The sequence below is a fragment of the Hyphomicrobium sp. D-2 genome (assembly GCF_029872155.1).
Taxonomy (GTDB): domain Bacteria; phylum Pseudomonadota; class Alphaproteobacteria; order Rhizobiales; family Hyphomicrobiaceae; genus Hyphomicrobium_A.
Window position 1 is genome coordinate 302,864 of sequence record NZ_JARXLA010000003.1, and the last position, 20,755, is coordinate 323,618.

18 protein-coding genes are annotated in these 20,755 nt (G+C 60.7%); 8 read left to right on the forward strand and 10 right to left on the reverse strand.

What is annotated here, in order from left to right; genetic code table 11:
• Positions 1–21: 21 nt before the first annotated feature.
• Both scpA and QEZ49_RS07315 read right to left on the reverse strand, forming a co-directional pair.
• A complete protein-coding gene (gene scpA / locus QEZ49_RS07310; protein ID WP_280385552.1) occupies positions 22–2,193 on the reverse strand; it encodes a methylmalonyl-CoA mutase in 2,172 nt (723 codons plus the stop codon).
• Between the two features lie 480 nt (positions 2,194–2,673).
• Entirely contained in the window at positions 2,674–3,165 is a 492-nt protein-coding gene (locus QEZ49_RS07315; RefSeq protein ID WP_280385554.1) for a nuclear transport factor 2 family protein, read from the reverse strand.
• Between the two features lie 320 nt (positions 3,166–3,485).
• Between QEZ49_RS07315 and QEZ49_RS07320 the strand changes: the two genes are divergently transcribed.
• Both QEZ49_RS07320 and QEZ49_RS07325 read left to right on the forward strand, forming a co-directional pair.
• Positions 3,486–4,112, forward strand: coding sequence for a hypothetical protein (locus tag QEZ49_RS07320; RefSeq protein ID WP_280385555.1), 627 nt, complete (start codon positions 3,486–3,488; stop codon positions 4,110–4,112).
• 258 nt (positions 4,113–4,370) lie between these two features.
• A complete protein-coding gene (locus tag QEZ49_RS07325) occupies positions 4,371–4,664 on the forward strand; it encodes a hypothetical protein (protein WP_280385557.1) in 294 nt (97 codons plus the stop codon).
• Positions 4,665–4,877: 213 nt separating this feature from the next.
• On the opposite strand, the gene QEZ49_RS07330 is transcribed toward QEZ49_RS07325, so the two are convergent.
• Positions 4,878–5,288, reverse strand: coding sequence for an FKBP-type peptidyl-prolyl cis-trans isomerase (locus tag QEZ49_RS07330; RefSeq protein WP_272481812.1), 411 nt, complete (start codon positions 5,286–5,288; stop codon positions 4,878–4,880).
• 252 nt (positions 5,289–5,540) lie between these two features.
• Between QEZ49_RS07330 and QEZ49_RS07335 the strand changes: the two genes are divergently transcribed.
• Positions 5,541–5,945 (forward strand): hypothetical protein, encoded by a 405-nt coding sequence (locus QEZ49_RS07335; protein ID WP_280385559.1) that lies wholly within the window; start codon positions 5,541–5,543, stop codon positions 5,943–5,945.
• On the forward strand, positions 5,879–6,313 hold the full coding sequence (locus QEZ49_RS07340) for a hypothetical protein (RefSeq protein WP_280385561.1): 435 nt from the start codon (positions 5,879–5,881) through the stop codon (positions 6,311–6,313). Before QEZ49_RS07335 ends, QEZ49_RS07340 begins: the two co-directional genes overlap by 67 nt.
• Before the next feature lie 22 nt (positions 6,314–6,335).
• Here QEZ49_RS07340 and QEZ49_RS07345 read toward each other — a convergent pair whose 3' ends face one another.
• Positions 6,336–6,863: a hypothetical protein gene (locus QEZ49_RS07345; protein ID WP_280385562.1), complete on the reverse strand. Its 528-nt coding sequence runs from the start codon at positions 6,861–6,863 to the stop codon at positions 6,336–6,338.
• Positions 6,864–7,124: 261 nt separating this feature from the next.
• On the opposite strand from QEZ49_RS07345, the gene QEZ49_RS07350 reads away from it, so the two are divergent.
• Positions 7,125–8,177, forward strand: a complete 1,053-nt coding sequence (locus QEZ49_RS07350; RefSeq protein ID WP_280385564.1) for a hypothetical protein — start codon at positions 7,125–7,127, stop codon at positions 8,175–8,177.
• A 191-nt stretch (positions 8,178–8,368) separates the two neighbouring features.
• Here QEZ49_RS07350 and QEZ49_RS07355 read toward each other — a convergent pair whose 3' ends face one another.
• The 3 genes from QEZ49_RS07355 to uvrB form a co-directional block, all read right to left on the reverse strand.
• Entirely contained in the window at positions 8,369–8,806 is a 438-nt protein-coding gene (locus QEZ49_RS07355) for an FKBP-type peptidyl-prolyl cis-trans isomerase (RefSeq protein WP_280385566.1), read from the reverse strand.
• A gap of 231 nt (positions 8,807–9,037) precedes the next feature.
• Positions 9,038–11,143, reverse strand: a complete 2,106-nt coding sequence (locus tag QEZ49_RS07360; RefSeq protein WP_280385568.1) for an autotransporter outer membrane beta-barrel domain-containing protein — start codon at positions 11,141–11,143, stop codon at positions 9,038–9,040.
• 877 nt (positions 11,144–12,020) lie between these two features.
• Positions 12,021–15,017 carry an excinuclease ABC subunit UvrB gene (gene uvrB / locus QEZ49_RS07365; RefSeq protein WP_280385570.1) on the reverse strand — a complete coding sequence of 999 codons (2,997 nt, stop codon included), beginning with the start codon at positions 15,015–15,017 and terminating at the stop codon, positions 12,021–12,023.
• Between the two features lie 187 nt (positions 15,018–15,204).
• On the opposite strand from uvrB, the gene QEZ49_RS07370 reads away from it, so the two are divergent.
• From QEZ49_RS07370 to QEZ49_RS07380, 3 genes are all read left to right on the forward strand, one after another.
• Positions 15,205–15,939, forward strand: coding sequence for a DUF1223 domain-containing protein (locus QEZ49_RS07370; protein WP_280385571.1), 735 nt, complete (start codon positions 15,205–15,207; stop codon positions 15,937–15,939).
• Between the two features lie 123 nt (positions 15,940–16,062).
• Complete coding sequence (locus QEZ49_RS07375; protein ID WP_280385573.1) at positions 16,063–16,494, forward strand: VOC family protein; 432 nt, start codon at positions 16,063–16,065, stop codon at positions 16,492–16,494.
• 76 nt (positions 16,495–16,570) lie between these two features.
• Positions 16,571–17,560, forward strand: coding sequence for a hypothetical protein (locus QEZ49_RS07380; protein WP_280385575.1), 990 nt, complete (start codon positions 16,571–16,573; stop codon positions 17,558–17,560).
• A gap of 74 nt (positions 17,561–17,634) precedes the next feature.
• On the opposite strand, the gene nhaA is transcribed toward QEZ49_RS07380, so the two are convergent.
• From nhaA to QEZ49_RS07395, 3 genes are all read right to left on the reverse strand, one after another.
• Complete coding sequence (gene nhaA / locus QEZ49_RS07385; RefSeq protein WP_280385577.1) at positions 17,635–19,491, reverse strand: Na+/H+ antiporter NhaA; 1,857 nt, start codon at positions 19,489–19,491, stop codon at positions 17,635–17,637.
• Between the two features lie 127 nt (positions 19,492–19,618).
• Positions 19,619–20,098, reverse strand: coding sequence for a YaiI/YqxD family protein (locus tag QEZ49_RS07390; RefSeq protein WP_280385579.1), 480 nt, complete (start codon positions 20,096–20,098; stop codon positions 19,619–19,621).
• Between the two features lie 41 nt (positions 20,099–20,139).
• Positions 20,140–20,676 (reverse strand): DUF6869 domain-containing protein, encoded by a 537-nt coding sequence (locus tag QEZ49_RS07395; RefSeq protein WP_280385581.1) that lies wholly within the window; start codon positions 20,674–20,676, stop codon positions 20,140–20,142.
• Between the last annotated feature and the right edge of the window lie 79 nt (positions 20,677–20,755).

Sequence of the window (20,755 nt, forward strand, 5' to 3'; positions counted from 1 at the left end):
TAGCCTTGGCCCGGCGTGGGACTACTCGGCAGCGGCCTGGCTGGTGTGGCCAAGCTTGACGTTGAGCTTGTTGATCAGATCAGCCGCAGCCTCGGGAATGTTGGTACCGGGGCCAAACACGGCTTCAGCGCCGGCTTCAAAAAGAGCCGGATAGTCTGCTGGCGGAATAACGCCGCCGACCACAACCATGATGTCTTCGCGGCCTTCCTTGCCCAAGGCTTCCTTGAGGTCTGGAACCAGCGTGAGATGGCCGGCAGCCAGCGACGACACGCCGATGATGTGAACGTCGTTCTCAACCGCCTGACGCGCGGCTTCATCCGGCGTGGCGAACAGCGGGCCGATATCGACGTCGAAGCCAAGGTCGGCGAACGCGGAGGCAATAACCTTCTGGCCGCGGTCGTGTCCGTCCTGCCCCATCTTGGCGATCAGGATACGAGGGCGACGGCCCTCGTTCTTGTCGAACGCCTCGACGAGCTGCTGAACCTTGTTGACGTTCTCGTTCATGGCTCCAGCCTCTGACCTGTAGACACCCGAAATGGCGCGGATTTCGGCGCGGTGACGGCCGAACACCTTTTCCATCGCGTCTGAAATTTCGCCGACGCTGGCTTTCGCACGCGCTGCCTTCACCGCCAGATCGAGCAGGTTGGCGTCGCCAGCCGCGCCTTCCGTGAGGGCGGTGAGAGCTGCCTGAACTTCCTGCTCGTTGCGCTCAGCGCGCAGGCGCTCAAGCTTGGCGATCTGCTGTTCGCGCACAGCCTTGTTGTCGACCTTCAGGATTTCGATCTCGGCTTCGTCCGTCACGCGATACTTGTTGACGCCGACGATGGTCTGCTTGCCGCTGTCGATGCGCGCCTGCGTCCGGGCCGCAGCTTCCTCGATGCGCATCTTCGGAATGCCGGCTGCGATGGCCTTGGCCATGCCGCCCAGCTCTTCCACTTCCTCGATGTGGGCAAGGGCCTTGCGCGCCAGCTCGTACGTGAGCCGCTCGACGTAATAGCTGCCGCCCCATGGGTCGATGACACGGCAGGTGCCGGTTTCCTGTTGCAGCAGAAGCTGCGTGTTGCGGGCGATACGGGCGGAGAAGTCCGTCGGCAGGGCGATGGCTTCATCGAGCGCGTTGGTGTGCAGCGACTGCGTGTGGCCTTGGGTGGCGGCCATGGCTTCGATACAGGTGCGGGTAACGTTGTTGAACACGTCCTGCGCGGTCAGCGACCAGCCGGAGGTCTGGCTGCGCGTGCGCAGCGAAAGTGATTTCGCGCTCTTGGGCTTGAATTCTTCCTTGATGAGCTTCGCCCATAGCAGACGCGCAGCGCGCATCTTGGCGATCTCCATGTAGAAGTTCATGCCGATGGCCCAGAAGAACGACAGACGCGGCGCGAAGGCGTCGATGTCGAGGCCAGCGGCAACACCGGCGCGGGCATATTCGATGCCATCGGCCAGCGTGTAGCCGAGTTCCAGGTCGGCGGTCGCACCCGCTTCCTGCATGTGATAGCCGGAAATCGAAATCGAGTTGAACTTCGGCATGTATTTCGAGGTGTAGCCGAAGATGTCTGACACGATGCGCATCGAAGGTGCGGGCGGATAAATGTAGGTATTCCGCACCATGAATTCTTTGAGGATGTCGTTCTGAATCGTGCCGGCGAGCTTTTCTGGCGGCACGCCCTGCTCTTCACCGGCAACGATGAAGAGCGCCAGAATAGGCAGCACGGCGCCATTCATCGTCATCGAAACAGACATCTGCTCCAGCGGGATGCCGGAGAACAGCGTCCGCATGTCGTAAATGCTGTCGATGGCGACGCCCGCCATGCCGACGTCGCCGCGCACGCGCGGATGGTCGCTGTCGTAGCCACGGTGGGTGGCAAGGTCGAACGCAACGGACAGGCCCTTCTGGCCAGCGCGGATGTTGCGGCGATAGAAGGCGTTGGAATCCTCAGCGGTCGAGAAGCCGGCGTACTGGCGCACCGTCCACGGCTGCAGCGCATACATGGCCGGATAGGGCCCGCGCAGGAACGGTTCCACGCCCGGGAGGGTATCCAGAAAATCGAGATTGGCGGTGTCGGCGGCCGTATAGACGGGCTTGATGGGAATGCCTTCGGGTGCCTCCCAGGCAACGGTTGTGCTGGCCATTGCCGGTCCGGAGCTGGTCGCGCCGCTGCTGAGGGCAATTTTGGTAAAGTCGGGAAGCCCAGTCATTCCTTCGCCTTCGTCTCTCGCTGTGATGGTCCGCGCAGGAAACGGTTGCGTGGCCGCCACTATCCTATTGTATTGACGCAATTATTCTTGTGTCTTCGCGTCAAAAAAAGCCGGATTCAAGCCCGGTGAACCGTATCATAGCAGGTTACGAGCCGTTTGCGCCGGGGTATGGCGTCACCTGTCAGCACGACAGGCCGGACCGCTGCGACGCCCGGGAGTTTCCCCACCGCTTGAATGTGCTCGATTTCCCGCAAGAGGCCAATAGCTTGAGCGCCGGTCCGCGCCAAGTCTTTCCCGATGATTTCATGGGGGTGGCCGCGAACTGTCGCGGCAGGCGGCCGGTTTTGGAGCAAATGGAAGCGCACATGCAATCCACTGACTTAGGGCGGAGAGGGTGCAGCTTTCGATCTTTTATCGTCCTTGCCCGCCCCGTCCGGGAAGTTGCGGCCAGAGACCCAGAGGCCGCCGCCTGAGCAGGTTTTAAGCTCTCCCTGAGGCCGTTCGCGGAGCTGAACCGACTTGGCCCTGCTGGCTCTGTTCTCGGGCGACGGCTTCGATGCTATCGGCATAGTCCGACAGAACCTTGAGATCGTGCGTCTGCTCCAGGGCGCATATTTTGCCATCGGCTGCCCGCCATGCATGCTGGAATTGCGTCTCCAGCTCCTTGCCGGTCTTCTTGTGCCGAAACTTCACGTGCGCCACCGATGAGATCATGTCTCCATTGAGCGCAATGTCGTGGGGTTCGAAACGGAGAATGTCGAATTCGCCCATGGAAGCATGAGCAAGCAGGGCGACTTCCGCGCGGCTTCGCGGGCGGATCTCGTCGTCTGTGTCAGTCGGCAACAGGACGCGAAGTTTGAAGTCGTCGCTCAACAGATTGACGATCTCAGCGAGCTGCTTTTCCCGAAAGCAGCGACAGATGTCATGAACCAGCGATGCATTATCAATGGCGCTATCAGCGGTCATATGCATTCAGCACTCAAAGCCAGTTCACATGGGGTCCCAAACCCCACGTCAACCAGCAGTGCTGCCTCATTTCTTTGTTGTCGCGAGGGGCGCGCCGACGAAAATCAGGCGCAACTACACCCCAGATCAATCAGTATGCGGCGATTTGTGCAACATTCGCTGCCTGACATCCAGCAAAAAACATCCTGCATCTGACGGTACTATTGTCGAGGTCATCTAAGTCCTCGGAATACTGTCCAAAACACGAAACGCTGGCTGGTCTTGCACGCCTATTGTATCGACGTAGGGGCTAGAGACACGTTGGTTTGTCTGGCGCATTCGGGGAAATGGGATCGGTGCGGGACCTTGTCGAACGATCGAAGGCGGTCGCCACAAATACTCTGGGTGAGTTGCGCCGCAACTGGCGGCTGCTGATGGCAGCCGTTCTGGCGGTTGGCGCCGTTTTGCTGGCGATCGATGTCAGTGATCGGCAGGGACGCATGGACATTCCTCAGGGCTATGCTGTGCGCATGGTCTGCGAGCCCGATCCCGAGTCACATCTGTGGAATGGTGGATGTGAGCGTATAGCGGCTGATATTTCTCGCAGCGACAAACCTTCGATTGTTGAGCTTTATCAGGCGTTCGTGACTGTGCATCACACGCAGATCCCATCACCGGAGCTGGAGCGCCAGTTCCGCAGTGATCCGTGCGAGCAGGGGTTCGATCTCGATACGCAACTCAAGGGCACGCGCTATGTTTTCGTGCCGCTGCGGCCGCATTTCAGTGGGGCGTGCTCACGGGCGCAAGTAGAGACCATTATGGCTATGCTGGATGATCGCGATCGCGCGCTGCTCGCCATCGAACGGGAAGGCTTGAGCCACGCTGCGCTTTATGCCGGGGCGTTGGCAAACCTGACCGAACCGCTGGTCATTCTTGGCGCTGCGGCGGTCGTCGCTGCCCTCTTTATACTCTAGCGCCATACTCTAGCGCCTTTCAGCGTTTTGCTGAATCGCGGAAAGTCTCCAGATATTTGTTGTCGTGCTTCTTATCGGAAAAACCGGTTTCCACTTTTCCGGAAGCACTCTAGTGCAACGGGACGAACTGAGTGGGCAGCGGATCGAGGCGACCATTCAACGCGCTCCAGATGCAATTTTGTGCGGCAGTGAGGCCGCCAGGGCATTGTCGCTGTTCGCAGGAATCGCCTAGCCTCTGACGACGTTTAGGAGTGCCCCATGCAACTGAAGCCAGCAATCGCTGCTCTTGGATTGGCCATCGTGGCCGGTCTCACCATGCCCGCACCCGCCGACGCCGGTTGGTTCCATCGGGATCAGGATCCGGACGCGCCGGATCGTTATCCCTATGTGTTTGATCCACCGCGCTATTATCCCTATTACAACTCCGGACAGTGGCGCCCGGCATCTGAGATGCGCAAGCCGCGCCCTTACTACAACCAGCCGGCTTATTATCCGGCCTGGGGTTATCCGGTTGGTTGCCAGCAAGACTGCGAATCCGCACCGCTGAAGTAATTGGCCTTCCGGTCTGACGCCTTTTCGGCAGGGCTGATGAGCTGTGCGCGAGGATTGCGCATGGTGCAGGATGCTTTTGGCTGGCTGTGCAGGTCAGCGCCGTTTCCATCAGATACAAAAAGACGCCGGGCGATTTCATTATCGCACCGGCGTCTTTCATTGTGATGGGCAGGGCGGTGGGGCCGAGTGCCCGACGCAACCCGCCCGTCTAAGTCACTTTACGTCGAGCAGCTCGACGTCGAAGATCAGCGTCGCATTTGGCGGTATGACGCCGCCGGCGCCGCGCGCGCCGTAGCCGAGATTCGGCGGGATGATGAGTGTGCGCTTGCCGCCGACCTTCATGCCCTGAACGCCTTCATCCCAACCTTCGATGACGCGACCCTGGCCGAGCGGGAACTGGAATGGATCGCCGCGATCGACGGACGAGTCGAATTTCTTGCCCTTTTCGCCGTTCTCATAGAGCCAGCCGGTGTAATGCATCACGCAGGTGTTGCCGGGCTTTGCCTCAGCGCCTGTGCCCACCACAGTATCGGTGATGGTGAGGCCGGAAGGTGTCGTCATGCTTGATCCTTGTGCGAGTGCGGGGGTGGAAAGGGCGCTGCCGAAAGCGCCGAGCGAAACCATGAGCGCGAGTGCAGCGAGGGCACCCCTGCGCGTGAAACCTGACATCCGTTCCTCCCTGGAGGGTGATTTTTATCGTCGCCCGTTGTCTAAACACGTTTGGCTCGGTGCAGCCAGCGGGTGGGCACATACAGCGTTACAAAAAACTTGGCGCCACCGATCACCTTGCTGACAACTATGGCAATAGTGGTGCTTGAGGTGTTCACTCAGGCGCCAGCTGGGCCAAGCCAGGACAGTCGCAAGCCTGGCGCATGCATGGATGCGCAACTGACTATGTATAAGCTGCAGGACAGGCAGTTTTGGAACGGATGCCGGAAGGAAATCCGATCTTCCCTGTTCGAACGCACTATCGTCCATGGCGCAGACACGGAAGTTGAGTTGCTAGGCGATGCGGATGTTGACTTTATGCAGACGGTGAAATCGCACCATCAGGATGCCATCGGCATGGCCAGCTTCATCACAGCGACAACCCGTAAGGCGCAGGCGGGTGAAGCAGTTATTGCACTACAGACGGAAAATGAAATGTGGGGCTTGAGCAGTCGACCAGACGCAAGCCATGTAGCTCCGAGCGACGGCGATATGGGGAGGACATCATGGTTGTGCGTGGCCTGTGTGCGGCTGTTCTGCTGTCCCTCTTTTGCGGCGGCGTGCATGCGATGATGGCGCCGGAATATTACCGCGCCGCGCGCCAGGAGGCGCCGTTTCATGTGCAGGTCGCTATCGAAAAGATGACGCCGCCGGAAACGGCGCTTGGCCGATGTCTGGTGACCGGCAAGGTCGTTGAAACCTTCAAGGATGAAGCGGGGCGTTTGCCGCTTGGTACAGCGCTCAGCTTCGGCGTTGCGTGTTACCGCGCGAACGCTCAGGTTCCGGTCGGGGCTGCAATCTGGACGCCGCTGGAAGCACTGATGATTGCGCGCTTCATCGAGGTTTATCTCGTCGAGCGTGATGATGGTTTCGACGTTGCATTATGGAATACGCGCATCATCGATGCGCCTTCGGCCAAGCCGCAGTTCAACGCTGATTAGCGCGGCCGCTGTCCAGGCCTTCCTACCTGCCGCTGATATAATCATCGATTGCCGTCTGGTCGGATAGCAACAGGCTGCATCCTTGCAGCCAATCAACAAGCATCAGCGCTGATGCTGGCGACAGTGCTGCGATCGCGGCAAGTATGCGGTACCGCGCCTCGTGTTCCGATGTATCGAGCGATAGTGTAAGTGCGTCGACGTACTGGCTGCTGCGATCGGGCGTAATGATAATCGCGGCGCCCTGCCCAAATCCGAATGCCATCAGTCGTGGTACCCGTTGCGCAGATGAGAACGTCCCGGTGGCAACGCCGTCGAGCTGTGGCAACAGCTCTGAGAATGTGGCGGCGACGTCGGTGACCACGATCTTCAGGTTGCTGAGTTGCTCCGGTGCCGGATCGCGCACGGCAAGCTCACTCCACCCCGCGCCCATCGGCAGCGCGCTTCGTTCCGCCTGCTCCGCGATGCGGGCGATCTCGCGGTTGCACCACTCCGCGCACGAAGCAGGCAGCACCTCGATCTGCCCCCAGTCATCCTCGTGGATGAAAAGCATTGCAGGGGCTTCAGTCTTGCTCCGCCGAGGCAGCAATTGCAGCAGCAGGGTCTTTAGTCGTCGCATTGTTTGCCCTCTGCATGTCCATTTTGCCGCGGTTTGCGGTCCTGCGTGGCGCATCTAGGTCACACCGCAGTGCGAAATGTCAGTGTCGAGATATGCGAGACGACACGTCGCTTCGGTTGACCGTTATCCTACCCTGCATAGCGATTATGCAGCCACAACTGAAGAAATGGCTGAAGCGCCGGGGGGACATTTTTGATGGGGATGGTGGCATCGCCAGAAATTCGATGCAGCACGGCAGCGCGTGTACGCTGCTTTGTTCCGCGTACATGGTTGGTGCTGGCGGCGATAGCTGCGCTGGTGCTGACACCTGCACTAGCGCCTTCCCACGCAAACGCGGAGCCACGCTGCGCCGGCATCGATTACAACGCGAAGGTCATGGAGATCATCCGCGCACTGCCGACAGGCGGTGGATACAGTCGCGGAAATTCGTTCGTTTCGCCCAAATTCCAGACCCACAACATCGGCGGCGGCAATTGGGAGCTGCGGGTGTATGACGGTTTCCCGTCTCACTGCACGAGTGCGACGTATGCCCTGTTCGGCCATCTCGTTGCGCTACTCCATAACGGCGGCAAGATCTCCCTGACTGCTGATCAGTTGCGTTGGCTTGAGGTGAGTTGGCGCACACCGGACGGAGCGGCGCTGGTCGACGGTCAGGATCCCTGGTGGATATTCAATGCCAATGGCGCGGGTGCCGCGGCGCTCATCAAGCACACGGGCATTGGCGTCAGTTTTCGTGACGACAAGCTGGCGGAAGCCCGGGCCGGCGACTTCCTGAAAATATTCTGGAACGGCAACGTCGGCGCATCGGAGCAGGGCCATCAGGTGGTGTACACTGGGCGGCGTCAGGTGGGCGGCGGTGAAATGATCTGTTTCTGGGGCAGCCAGAAGCAGGGGACGCGCAAACGCAACGGACGCCGCCAGCCGCTGTATTTTCCTGCGCGCGAAGGTGGCAAGGTGCACAACGGTTACGGCGAGGTGTGTCGACCGCGGGGCGATATCAAGCACATGGTGTTTTCGCGCATTACCTGCATGGAGCAGTTGTCCGCAGGCCTTGCTGACATGCGCGCGCGCGCCGATGAGAATGGCGAGGGGCCTCTGCGGATGCTGCGGCCGTTCGAGGACACCTACCTGATGTCGCTGCGCAAGAAATCATCGGACCATACGACGCTCGACAGCGCCTATGACATCAGGCCCGATGCATCAAGCCTTGCAAGTGTTGGCTCGTTGCCAAACGAACCGACGCAGTAAGGCACCACCGTTGGCCGTGAAGGCTGCTGCTTCACAGAGCTTCCCCACCTGAATGTGCAGGATGCGTCAGTTTCTGATGTGTCTCCCTGCAGGGGTAATCACAACAGGGCAAGCGCACTGAAGAACGCGCCACGTAACTGTATACTGTACAGACGCACGCCATTCTTCAGTGCTTGTGGCCTTCGTACTCGTCAGTCCTTTACGTCGATGACTTCGAGATCAAAAATCACCGGCGAATTTGGCGGTACATCCTTGCCGAAGCCCTTTTCGCCGTAGCCGAGCTCCGCCGGGATCAGCAGCGTGCGCCGTCCGCCAACCTTCATGCCAACGATGCCTTCGTCCCATGCGGGCATTACCTCGCCCTTGCCAACGGTGAAGGTGAACGGCTTGCCTTCGCGCGATGTATCGACTTGCCGACCCTTGGTGTTCTTGATGTAGAGCCAGCCCGTGTAGTGCACTTCGACGGTTTTGCCGGCCTGTACTTCCTTGCCGGTGCCAACTTCGACGTCAGCAATACCCAATCCGGAGTCCGTGGTGGTCAGCACAAACGCGCTTGCCGCCGCCAGCGGAATGGAGATCAGCGCGAGCGTAGCGAAGGCCGCGGAACGTAGGCGCGGAGCGAGTGGCATTCAGTTCCTCCCGGATTTCTTTGTCGGTTGGCGCCGACTATAGGGAGTTCGGTGACGCCGATGCAACGCTTACGGCTCCGGGCCGGCTCCGCTGATGCAATCGTGATGCAATGTGAGAAATAGTGTTGTTACCCGAGCGAAGGGCGTGAAGCACTGGCCTGCCGCCGTCGCTCATTTTTGTGGGCCTGAAGATGTTGGCCGGTTCGGACGCCCGAGTTGCTAGCCTCTACATCACCACGCAACCTTGACGCCGAGTTTGCCGTCGTAGGCGTTGCCGTCGGCGTTTTCGCTGATGCCGACAAGATATGACGCGTTGGCGTAGATCGCAGCGCCGTCGCCGATGTCAGTCGAGAAGCCGGTGTTGATCTCGAACGTGGTGCCACCCATGTCGGCCGCGAACGGAATGAAGCCGGTGGCAGACGAGAACTTCGTCTTTGGATCGCCGAGGAACTCGTACCAGAAGTTCGGCCGCACCCAGGCGGTGAAGGTAGATGGTTCACCCGTCAGCCAGGTCGGTGTGCCGAAGTCCTGCGCGAAGCGCACACCCACACGGCCCACCAGCGAGTTGACATTGTCGAAGTGCACCTGCGCGGCGACATCCGATCCGTTGTTGAGGTTGACTGTCTGATAGGCGAGCTGCGCCTGCGGTTCGATGCTGAAGCCGCCGGGACCGGAGTAAACCGGATAGCCACCTTCCAGAGACGCTCCGAACGCGCCGCCATCTGTTTTCATCTTCGGGATGCGGTTGGACTTGGCATCAATATCGTACCACGATCCTAACAGCAGCGCGTCGACGTAAGCATTTTCTGGCGTGTAGTGGGTCCAGTAGGCGCCCCAGCTGTAGGCCATGAAGCTGTTCTCACCCGCTTTGCCATCGCCGATGTGCTGAACATCGCCGGAGCCATGGCCGATAGCGAAGAACGCACCGGCGTGATTGCGTGATGTTCCGACACCGCCGTCGCGGTAGAGGTCCATGCCGCCCTGGAAGGCCCAGAAGTCATAGTCGTATTTCGGGCCGGCGCCGTAGATGCCGCCCTTACCGCCATCCCGATCACCATGCTGACCGATGACACGCGCCCAGGCTGCGTTCGGTGCGCCTTCTGCGTAGGCGCTGACGGCTGTACCGCGACGCTCATGCAGCGTGTCGAGCATCAAGCGGCCATACAGCAGCGTCATCGCCGGAACAGCGGCGTAGAGCGACGTTTCCTGCCGCCAGTCGGGGATGTCATCGCCGCCGCCACCGTTACAAACCGCTGCAGACGGATCAAGTGCACAATCCAGATCGGAGCGCAGATACCAGTTGTCAGGGTTGGCGCCATTTTCACCGCCGCGATAGAGCGAGTATTCGTACGGGCCAGCGATAACCGGCGCAGCGAGTGAAAACAAGCCCGGCACCGTTGTGCCGCCGTTGATCGCGTCGACGACCAGGATACCGTTGAGTTGGGTAAGGTCGCCAAGCCCTCCGACGTTGTTGACCACGAGTTGGGACGTACCGGTGCCCGTTCCGCCATCGATCACAAGCTTATCGGAAGGCGATCCATCAGCACCTAGCACAGTGTTGATGCCCAGCGTGCCACCCTGACCGACGTAGTTCACAGTTGTCAGTGTTTTGAACGGTCCCGCACTCGAACCCGGCGGCGTGAAGTGTACAACGCTGCCTGCTCCGTTTGTCATGCTCGTCACGTTGGAATCGCCCGTAACGGTCCAGTTGGTCGATTGAAGATTAAGGTTTGACGTGCCACCAGCAGATGTCGTTGCGGCCCCCGTTAGAGTGGATCCGACTGAGTTAAGTTCCACCGTGCCGCTGAACACATCAACGAGATTAGGACTTCCAGTGGCAACAACGCGATCCAGCGTAACGTCGAGAACGCCGCCAAACGATTGGAAAACTGCTCCGTTTGTGGCTGTCAGGGTGCTCAGGGATATGGTTGCGGAATTGGCACCGCCAGCGTTGGCAATGGTCGCGGTGCCTACGCCGTTGGCACTAACGGTGCTTTCCTGGATGTTCAGGATGGAGGTGCCAATGCTGTTGAGCAGGATGGCATGATCGCCCGGTGTGTTACTGATGATGTTCGAGCCATCGCGGATGATCGCGTTATTGCCCGCAAACACGAGCCCCATTGCCGATGCGTTGACCAGTGTGCCGCTCAGATCAATGTCGGCGTCGGCTTCAATGACAATGCCGTCGCCAGTTCCGGTGACGATTGAATCGTTGAGTGTAACGAGTGTGCCAACGCCGCCAGCGTGCACCGTTGATGCAACTCCGAAGGTATCCAGTGTGGCACCGGTGATTGTAACATTGCTGCCGCCCAAGGCTACGAGGGCGCGCTCTGACAAAGAGGTTATAGAGCCACCGGACATAGTTAAAGTGGCGCTATTATCAACGTATGCTCCAAAGCCATGCATGACGCTGACTGTGGTGTCATGGAGTTCAATCGCTGCTCCGGGGTTCTGAACCATTAGGCCGAAAGCTGATGTGCCGGACACAGTGATGGAAGAGCCGCTAGCTATGAATATTGTGCTGCTATCAGCATGGGCACCGTCTGCGAGTGGTCCATCCGTGATGATTGTCAGCGGCGTACTGCTTTGAATGATGCCGCCATTTATTGCGTAGAGTGCGATGCCTGTTGGCGCCGGATCTGGACGCGTATCGATGGTGCCAGTAGCGGTCTCAGTGGTCCCGTCAGCGAAAACCTGTTGTGCCTGACTGGGTGAAGTCAGCAACGGCAATGATATCGCGACGCACGCGGCTGTTATGAACAGCGACAGACGTTCAGGCAGGTGTTTATGTCGGAACGGACGCGCACGAGTCATCATCCACCTCCCTTGAGAGACAGTGTCATGGGCTGTCGGGATGCAGGTGTGCCGGTTAAAAGCCGGGAAAAATGCAGTTTCTGAAACGCACGGAAGTTCTGTGGCCAGTAGTGATAAAATATCCGGAACAAAATATACGCACACGGAACAACAGTGTTGCGACTGTGTCTGATTCGGAGCGGGGCATGTCGAGTGTGCTACACGCGTAGGTCGTGCGAGCGGTGAATTGTGATTGCTGTTGGAAAAAAAGCACGCTCATAGGAAGAGCAGTGTCTGTTGCAAATACTGTGTGCTGCAGTGAAGTCGTGCGCGGGTCTAGATCGGGCCAAAGTCGGACAGGGAACATTATCAGCCGCGCTGTACTGCGACCGATAATGTTGAGCTGACAAAAGCCTGAAGCTTACTTTCCCGGTCTGCCGGTTTTGCGCGCACGGCCGCGTCGGCTTTTCTTTTCGGTATCCGTTGGCACGTCGATGGTACGCGTTGCTCGCTGCGGCGAAGTTCCGCTGCGAGGAGGCAGCATCGCGTGCGGACCCATCTCATCAAGGGTCGGTTTATGCGGCCCACGCACGCCTTCGCCAAATGCTCCCGCCTTTGTGCGCGGATCAACATTGGGCGCGCGTGCTGTGGGCATGCTTTCAGGGTCACGGCGCGGAATTGCACGATCAGTTCCGGGCCCCATGTCATCCAGCGAAGGCTTTTTGATCTTTGACGCGCTTGGCGACCGGCTCCCCGCAGGGGAGTCGCCGGGCGCAAAGGAAGAAGGCGCACCACCATATTTGCGCTCGCCCTTATAGGCTCCGGCGCGGTCTTCAATGTCTGACTGGCGCGCCAGTGGATCGTCGGAAACGGCGAGTTCTGTTTCGCGCAGGCGCTTGACCTCGTCGCGCAGGCGCGCGGCGGTTTCAAAGTCAAGATCGGCGGCGGCCGCATGCATGCGCCGCTCCATATCCTCGATGATCGCAGTGAGATTGTGCCCGACCGCGGGCGCATCGGCGAGGCCTGTATCGACTGTGACGTGATCCTGCTCGTAAACGGAGCTAAGCACGTCGGCGATGTTCTTCTTTACACTTGCGGGCGTGATGCCATGTTCTGTGTTGTAAGCGACCTGCTTCTCGCGCCGGCGGTTGGTTTCAGCGATGGCGCGCTCCATCGATCCCGTCATTGTGTCGGCATAGAGAATGACACGGCCGTCGACGTTACGCGCGGCGCGGCCGATGGTCTGGATCAATGATGTTTCAGAACGCAGGAAGCCTTCCTTGTCGGCATCGAGAATCGCGACGAGACCGCACTCGGGAATGTCGAGGCCTTCGCGCAGCAGGTTGATGCCGATGAGAACGTCGAACGCACCGAGGCGCAGGTCGCGGATAATCTCGATGCGCTCCAGCGTTTCGATGTCCGAGTGCATGTAGCGCACGCGGATGCCAGCTTCGTGCATGTATTCGGTGAGGTCTTCAGCCATGCGCTTGGTCAGAGTGGTGACGAGTGTGCGATAGCCGCGGTTGGCGTTTTCGCGGGCTTCAAACAGCAGATCGTCAACCTGTGACTTTGCCGGCCGGATGATCACTTCAGGGTCGATAAGGCCCGTCGGCCGAATGACCTGCTCGACGAACGAGCCACCCGTTTCGTCCATCTCCCAGCCGCCCGGCGTTGCGGAAACGAACAGCGTTTGCGGGCGCATTGCGTCCCACTCTTCGAAGCGCAGCGGGCGATTGTCGAGGCACGACGGCAGGCGGAAGCCGTATTCGGCCAGCGTCGCCTTGCGCCGGTAGTCGCCCCGGAACATGGCGCCGATCTGCGGCACGGTAACGTGGCTTTCGTCGATGAACACGAGCGCGTTGTCGGGCAGGTATTCGAACAGCGTCGGCGGCGGATCACCCGGCTTGCGGCCGGTAAGATAGCGCGAATAGTTCTCGATGCCCGCGCACGAGCCGGTCGCCTCCATCATCTCCATGTCGAACAGCGTGCGCTGCTCCAGCCGTTGCGCCTCCAGCAGCTTGCCGTTGTCGTAAAGCTCTTCGAGACGCAGCTTGAGCTCGCTCTTGATGAGCTTGATGGCCTGCTGCAGGGTCGGTTTGGGCGTCACGTAGTGCGAGTTGGAGTAGATCTTGACCAGAGACAGCTCGTCGGATTTCTGTCCGGTCAGCGGATCGAACTCGACGATGCTTTCGACATCATCGCCGAACAGCGAGATACGCCAGGCGCGGTCCTCCAAGTGGGCCGGAAACAATTCGATAGTGTCGCCGCGCACCCGGAAATTGCCGCGTACGAAATTGATGTCGTTGCGCCGATAGTGCAGGGCCACAAGGTCGGCAATGAGCTGGTCGCGTGACAACCGCTCGCCCACCTGTACGGTGAAGGTCATCGCGGTATAGGTTTCAACCGATCCGATACCGTAGATGCAGGAAACGGACGCAACGATGATCACATCGTCCCGTTCTAGCAGGGCGCGCGTTGCTGCGTGGCGCATGCGGTCGATCTGCTCGTTGATCGACGATTCCTTCTCGATATAGGTATCGGTGCGCGGCACGTATGCTTCGGGCTGATAATAGTCGTAGTACGATACGAAGTATTCGACAGCGTTGTCGGGGAAGAAACTCTTGAACTCGCCATAGAGCTGCGCCGCCAGCGTCTTGTTGGGCGCGAGGACAAGCGCGGGACGTTGCGTGCGCTCAATCACCTGAGCCATGGTGAAGGTCTTGCCGGAACCCGTCACGCCCAGCAGCACCTGACTGCGATCATGCTTGCTGACGCCGTCAACAAGCTCGGCGATCGCGGTTGGCTGGTCGCCGCGCGGCTCGTACTCGGACACAATGTTGAAGTGCACGCCGCCCTCGGACTTGTCAGGTCGGGGTGGACGGTGCGGCGTGAAGGCAGCCTGTTCGCCGGAAACCAGCGGATGCGAAGCCATCATCGGCTGGCTGAGCAGAATTTCCTTCGCGTGGGCAGAACGCTGCTCCGGTTTGGCGAGCAACGCGTCGAGATACTTGCCCGGTGCTTCGCCCCCGAACGGCGGACGCGGCCCCTGCTGCCGCAGTGCGGGCAGTGGAATGTGGCTCGCTTCGCTGTCGTAGGCCGGTCGATCGGGATCGGTCGTCGCGGCCGGAATGCCACCCAGCTCCTGAAGTGCCTCGAACACGGCCTGGGGCCGCTCGGCCAAACCCGGCGTAACTTCCGGCGCCGGCAACTCTTGAGCGCTGCCCTCCGAAGGCGAAGGTTTGCGGGGCGACTTACGGCGCGCGCGCACTTCAGGCGTGCCGGCAGCGGTTTCGGCTGGCGGGGGCGTCGGCTTGCCGGATCTGACGCGCGACGGGCGCGGCTTGGGGATGCGCTCGGCATCGACGCCAGCGGGTCCGGGCTTCTTTGCAGGCGAGGGATCTTTTGGGGGTGGCGTCATGGGCGTGAATATGGCCCCGGGCGTCGCGCCGCTCAAGCCGCCATCTGCCGCCGTCCCTTCCTTAACCGTCAGGCATGGGGCGCGACCTTATAACGGGATAACGCCGCAGTCCGGCGGGGGCGGTTTGCCCCATCCGCGCCGTGATTTGGCGGGAACACTGCCTATGCAAGTTGGCGAGAGGTTTTCTATGCGTGTGAAGATTTTAGCGGCAGTGACCAGCGTGCTGGCGATAGCGCCGCTGGCCTTTTCAGGTTCCGCCGTTGCAGGCCCGCGCGCGGTGCTGGAACTGTTCACCAGCCCATTCTGCTCCGCATGCCCGCCCGCCGATGCGTTGTTCACCGAGTTGGCCCGCAGCCCAGACCTCATCACGCTGGTGATGCCGGTGGATTCGATGGATCGGCCGGGCCGCACCGACCCGCTCGCCAAGCCCGCATTCACTGACCGTCAGGCGGCCTACGCCGAGCGGCGCAACTCCGACATGCTGTTCACGCCGCAGGCGGTGATCAATGGCGCCGCTGAGGCGCAAGGCTCCGACGCCGACGAAATTCGCGAGGGGATCGCCCAGACGCTGAACGTGCTGACGGTTCCCGTCGATGCCAAGGCAGCCGGCAAGCACATCAATCTTTCCGTCGGTGGCGCGGGTAAAGCAGCTGCTAAAACCGGAGTCATCACCGTGCTGCCGTTCATGCGCGATCACACCGAGCCGCTGCGTGGCGGCCGCAGTGCGCATTACGCAAATCTCGTGCGCGATGTCATTCCCGTTGACACCTGGAACGGCGAGCCGTTCAAGGCGCGCCTGTTGCGACAGGACTTTGCCCAGTACGACGGCATTGTCGTGCTGCTGCAGGCTGGAACGAATGAGCGTCCTGGCGCGATCATCGGAGCAACACGCATCGCGTTTGCGAAGTCGGGCCGTTCCTGACAGTGAGCGCCTGAGCGCCATCCAGCCAGCCTGCTCCGTCGCGGGTATCGCGTGTAATTTTCTCTGGGCGCGTGGTGTGGAAGCGAATACAACGCGCGCAAACAATCGCGACGGAGCGTGCGCATGGGATCGCCTTCTCTTTCACTGTCTTTGCTCACGCTCGGGGTCGATGATCTGGCTCGGGCTCGTGCGTTTTATGAGCAGATGGGGCTGGTGATATCGCCACAGAGCGGCGAGAACGTCATCTTCTTCCAGATGCCGGGTGGCGTGCTTGGTCTGTATCCGCGCACGCTGCTGGCGGAGGACGCAATGGTCCACGCGCAGGGCAGCGGTTTTTCCGGTGTCGCACTCGCGTGCAATCTCGACAGCCCCGAGGCGGTCGACGCGATGCTGGAGCGTGCTGTGCAGGCTGGCGGCAAATTGGTGAAACCGGGACAGGCCGTGTTCTGGGGCGGTTACTCAGGGTACTTCGCCGATCCGGACGGCCATCTATGGGAGGTGGCGCACAATCCGTTCTTCCCGAAAGACGAGCGCGGTGTGCTGGCCATCGGATAGCACGCACATCGGCCGACGTGCGTACCGCTTCGAACGCGTGGCCCCATTCACTTTGCCAATGGATGTGAGGGTTGGGTTGACCTACAAGAGCAGCAAACCAGCAACTGGCACCGACACTGCGCAGGGCAAACGCGGCCCGATTGCGACGGTGATCGTGCATGTCCTGTTTGCGGCGCTGATGTATCTGGCCGTGGCAGTTGCGATCGGCGGGGTGAATTCCATTCGTCACGCGCCGACCGAAAAGTCGATTACCGCTGGTGTCGTGGCGTTGGTCGTCGGCAGCATCTTCGCTGTCGTAATCGGCGCTGTCTGGTATCTGCTGTTCGTCATCGAGCCGCGCAGGGAAGCTTACGCTGCGCGCATGGTGGCGCTGCACCCCGGTGCACCATGGATGCAGAATGAGATGTGGGCCAAGCGTATTGTTACGGACCGCGCCAACCTTGGGTTGACGATATTTCTGTGGGTCTGGTCAATTGGCTGGTGTGGCGGGCTGTGGCTGATCTGGAATGCAAACGGCCACCGGATACTGGCTTCAGCGCGCGATAGCTGGGTCGAGACGCTCATCTTCCCACTGTTTCCGATTGCGGGGGTGCTGGGCATTCTCGCGGCCATTGGTGCCACGCGCATCTGGTTTCGCGATGGTCCGTCCACGCTGCGCATCGATACGCTGCCCGGATACATGGGTGAAACGTTTCGCGGTGTTGTGACGGTGCGCATGCCTGAGCCGGTGCCGCTGGAAATCGAAGCTGCATGCGAACGCTTGAGCTATCGCACGTCAATCGATGGCAAAGGACGCCGACGCAAGATCTGGAAAACGACAACGGTGTGGTCGCACACCGCCAGAATTGCAGCGGGCGACCTGATGCCGGTTCTCAAAGGTGTGGTCAGCATCCCGATCGAGGTGCCGTTGCCGCGGAGATATATGCCAAGCGGCCTCGGCGCTGACGGAGCAGGGGTGCAGTGGATGCTCTATGTGCGTGATGTTCGCCGGGCGGACGTTGACGGCAGTCGGCATTATGCGGCGCAGTTTTCCATCCCGGTATTCGAGCGCCACCGCAGTCGCTGACGCCACGACACTGCATGAGCAACGGGCGCCGCGCTTGTCGGCAGCACCCGATGGCCCGGCTCCCGTTGTTGCGCTCAGGCTGTGGACACCGCCGCTTTTTCATCATCGGCTTGATCGCTGGCCACCGGTGCCTTGGCGCCCCATAGCAACGCAACGCCGATGACGGCTGAAGCAATCGACGCAACAAACACCGCGATCTTGGCCGCCGCAAAATCCGATGCCTGCGGGAAGGACTGTCCGGCGATGAACAGCGACATGGTGAAACCGATACCGGCCATTGCGCCCGCGCCTGCAAGTTGGCGCCAAGAATAGGCGGCAGGCTTGATGGCGAGCTTGCATGCCACCGCCAGCAACGATGCAAGCAGAAGGCCAAACGGTTTGCCGACAACCAGGCCGACGATGATGGCGAGCATCAGCGGCTCGTGATTTTCGATCACACCGAGCGACAGCGGCACACCGGCATTTGCCAAGGCAAACACCGGCAGGATGATGTAGCTCGACTCTGCGCCGGCATGGCGCAGCAGGCGATCAGCGGGTGACTGGATGCGATCGTAAATGGCGTCGATTGCGCGTATAGCCGGCAGCGAGGGACCATGGTGCAGCACCTCGCTGCCGTGGCGCGCTTCTTCCGCGACGATGCTTGAGAACTGCGCAGTGAGTGCTTTGAGATTGGCGGGTGGCCGTGTCGGGATGAACAGCGCCAGCAGCACACCGGCCAGGGTGGCGTGCAGACCGCCAGCGTGCACAAACGCCCACAACACGATGCCTAGCAGCAGGTAAGGCGCGAGACGATAAACGCGCGAGTAGCTGAGCGCAGCCAGTGCAATGAGTACGCCAACGGCGCCAAGCAGATATATCCATTGAATGGCGCTGGAATAGAATATCGCCACAACAATGATGGCGCCAATGTCGTCGACGATAGCGGCGGCGGTGAGAAAGATGCGCAGTTCCACCGGTACGCGCGATCCCATCATGACGATCAGCGCAACGGCAAAGGCCGTGTCCGTTGCCATGGGGATACCCCAGCCGTGCGCCCATGGACCTGTCGGCAGCACCAGCATGTAGAGCAATGCGGGCACGGCCATACCGCCAATCGCAGCAGCAATCGGCAGCGCGGCCGCCTTCACGTCGGCGAGTTGGCCGACGGTGAATTCGCGTTTTATTTCCAGCCCGACAACGAGGAAGAAGACGGTCAGCAGGCCATCGTTGACCCAGTGCCGCAACGACATGTCGAAGCTCAACGGCCCGAGTGTGAAGCCCAGGTGCTGGTGCCAGAATGCTTCGAAGCTCGTAGCCCAGACCGAATTGGTGAGCACGATGGCAAGCACGGTTGCGAGCAGCAGCAGAATACCGGCTGATGGGCCCCAGCTGGCAAAATCGACTGCGGCGGAGCGCACCCGGTGGCCCAGCGTGCCGCGCATTGCATCGGAAAACGAGCTTTCATCCCAGGCGCCATCATAGCGGCGCCGGTTGATGAAGAACGTGGGTGTGATGAGTACGCCGCTGGCTGCCGCACTGCGCTCGTCGGCCTCAACACGGGCGCGAGCCGGGTGCAGCGTTTCTGGCGCCGAGAGGTCGACGCCAAGATCCTGCGCAACGGCGATGATGTCCTGCTCGGTCAACACCTCCGACCGGGTCATCAACGTAACGTGCGCCCGCCAGAAGCTGTCATCGTCGGGGGCCATTTCCACCAGTTCGGCGGCGCGACGGGCCAAATCGTTGTTGCGCAGCGGACGGTGGCGGAACACGTAGCGCAGGCGTTGGCCGAACTCATCACGGGCTTCCGCGACACGCTCGTTGGCGGCGCGGCACGAAGCGCAGGCATAGCTGCCATATTCCACCAGCGTGATGGGGGCGTTGTCGGGTCCAAGTGTATGGTCGTCCGGGCCTACTGCCCGGTCCAGCCGGTTGCGTTGGACTGTCTGGCTCACGCGGCCCCCTGGGATGCTGCTAATCCGTAACCGTAACGGTCGTGGCGGAGCTGCTTTTTTATATGCGAGATCGGGAGGCGTCACGCGCTCTCATGGGGATGCGTCACACGGACGTTCACCACCATGATTAACGGCTGGCACTGATGGCTCGGCGGACAGCAAGCTCAAGGGCTTCCAGAAAGCGCGAGCGGTCCTGGCGGGTGAAGGATGCGTTGTAACCCTTGCTTTCGCCGGTTTCGCGCAAATGGGCGGAAAGCTCGCGCATTGCGAGCGCCATGCCGATGCTGGATTCCGTAAATGGTTTGCCGGTGGGTCCGATCGCCTGGGCGCCCTTTTTCAGGCAGCGGGCTGCGAGAGGGATGTCCGCAGTCACTGCGACATCGTTGGGGCCGATACGCTCCGCGATCCAGTCATCCGCAATGTCCGGGCCTTCCGGTACGATCACGCGCTTGGTCAGAGGACCTTCTGGTAGGCGCATCCAGGCGTTGGAAACGAAGTGCACCGGTAGTCCATGGCGTTCGGCAACGCGCACGGCCTCATCCTTCACCGGGCACGCGTCAGCGTCGATGAAGATGGCGGGCGATGATGGGGGCGCGGCTGTTGTCACCCGATGTTTGTAGCGGCCCGCACACGCAATGCAAAGCGGCGTCACATCGGCTCGGCAAGCAAGGCCTCGATTGCGACGGCATCCGGCACGCGATCGTGCATACCGGCGCCGGGTGTTGCTGTGTCGGCGTCCATGACCGGGCCGGGGGTGACAATGGCAACGAGCCGATCCCACAGTGCATTCGGCATCGACGGCCGGTCGCGCGCTGCTGACAGCAAATAGCGGAACTTGGCGTGCATGCGGGCCGCTTCCTCCAGCGGCGCAATCACCCGCACACCGTGCATTTTCAGCAGCGGCTCAAGCGCGCTGACGGTGAGCAGCTCGACGTGCGCAACGGTGCGGCACTCGTTGATGGCGGTCAACAGGAAGGCAACCCCGGCATCGGGGGCGTATTGCACCATCTCGGTGATGCAGGAATAGGCGCGAATGCGACCCTGGCCGCACGATTCATCCGGGTTATCGGTCGTGTCCAGGAGCAGGCGGGCCAGGCGTCGAAAATCCGTGGCGCCGTCCGGCGTGGTGCACAGCGGCGCGGCCTGTGAAAATTGGCACTCCAAGCAACTCCACGTGCGATCCATGGGATGCTTTCCGGCGATGTTTCCGGTCGGACAGAACCTCTGGGCAAAGCGACTGGCGGTGCGTGATGCGGCAAACTAC

Excerpts from the sequence above, each read along its gene's own strand:
- QEZ49_RS07355 (WP_280385566.1), bottom strand. The coding sequence starts at position 8,806 with ATGCCACTCGCTCCGCGCCTACGTTCCGCGGCCTTCGCTACGCTCGCG.
- QEZ49_RS07340 (WP_280385561.1), top strand. The coding sequence starts at position 5,879 with ATGGTTGTGCGTGGCCTGTGTGCGGCTGTTCTGCTGTCCCTCTTTTGC.
- QEZ49_RS07325 (WP_280385557.1), top strand. The coding sequence starts at position 4,371 with ATGCAACTGAAGCCAGCAATCGCTGCTCTTGGATTGGCCATCGTGGCC.
- QEZ49_RS07335 (WP_280385559.1), top strand. The coding sequence starts at position 5,541 with ATGGATGCGCAACTGACTATGTATAAGCTGCAGGACAGGCAGTTTTGG.
- QEZ49_RS07395 (WP_280385581.1), bottom strand. The coding sequence starts at position 20,676 with ATGGATCGCACGTGGAGTTGCTTGGAGTGCCAATTTTCACAGGCCGCG.
- QEZ49_RS07370 (WP_280385571.1), top strand. The coding sequence starts at position 15,205 with ATGCGTGTGAAGATTTTAGCGGCAGTGACCAGCGTGCTGGCGATAGCG.
- QEZ49_RS07320 (WP_280385555.1), top strand. The coding sequence starts at position 3,486 with ATGGGATCGGTGCGGGACCTTGTCGAACGATCGAAGGCGGTCGCCACA.
- QEZ49_RS07315 (WP_280385554.1), bottom strand. The coding sequence starts at position 3,165 with ATGCATATGACCGCTGATAGCGCCATTGATAATGCATCGCTGGTTCAT.
- QEZ49_RS07375 (WP_280385573.1), top strand. The coding sequence starts at position 16,063 with ATGGGATCGCCTTCTCTTTCACTGTCTTTGCTCACGCTCGGGGTCGAT.
- scpA (WP_280385552.1), bottom strand. The coding sequence starts at position 2,193 with ATGACTGGGCTTCCCGACTTTACCAAAATTGCCCTCAGCAGCGGCGCG.
- QEZ49_RS07345 (WP_280385562.1), bottom strand. The coding sequence starts at position 6,863 with ATGCTTTTCATCCACGAGGATGACTGGGGGCAGATCGAGGTGCTGCCT.
- uvrB (WP_280385570.1), bottom strand. The coding sequence starts at position 15,017 with ATGACGCCACCCCCAAAAGATCCCTCGCCTGCAAAGAAGCCCGGACCC.
- QEZ49_RS07330 (WP_272481812.1), bottom strand. The coding sequence starts at position 5,288 with ATGGTTTCGCTCGGCGCTTTCGGCAGCGCCCTTTCCACCCCCGCACTC.
- QEZ49_RS07350 (WP_280385564.1), top strand. The coding sequence starts at position 7,125 with ATGGGGATGGTGGCATCGCCAGAAATTCGATGCAGCACGGCAGCGCGT.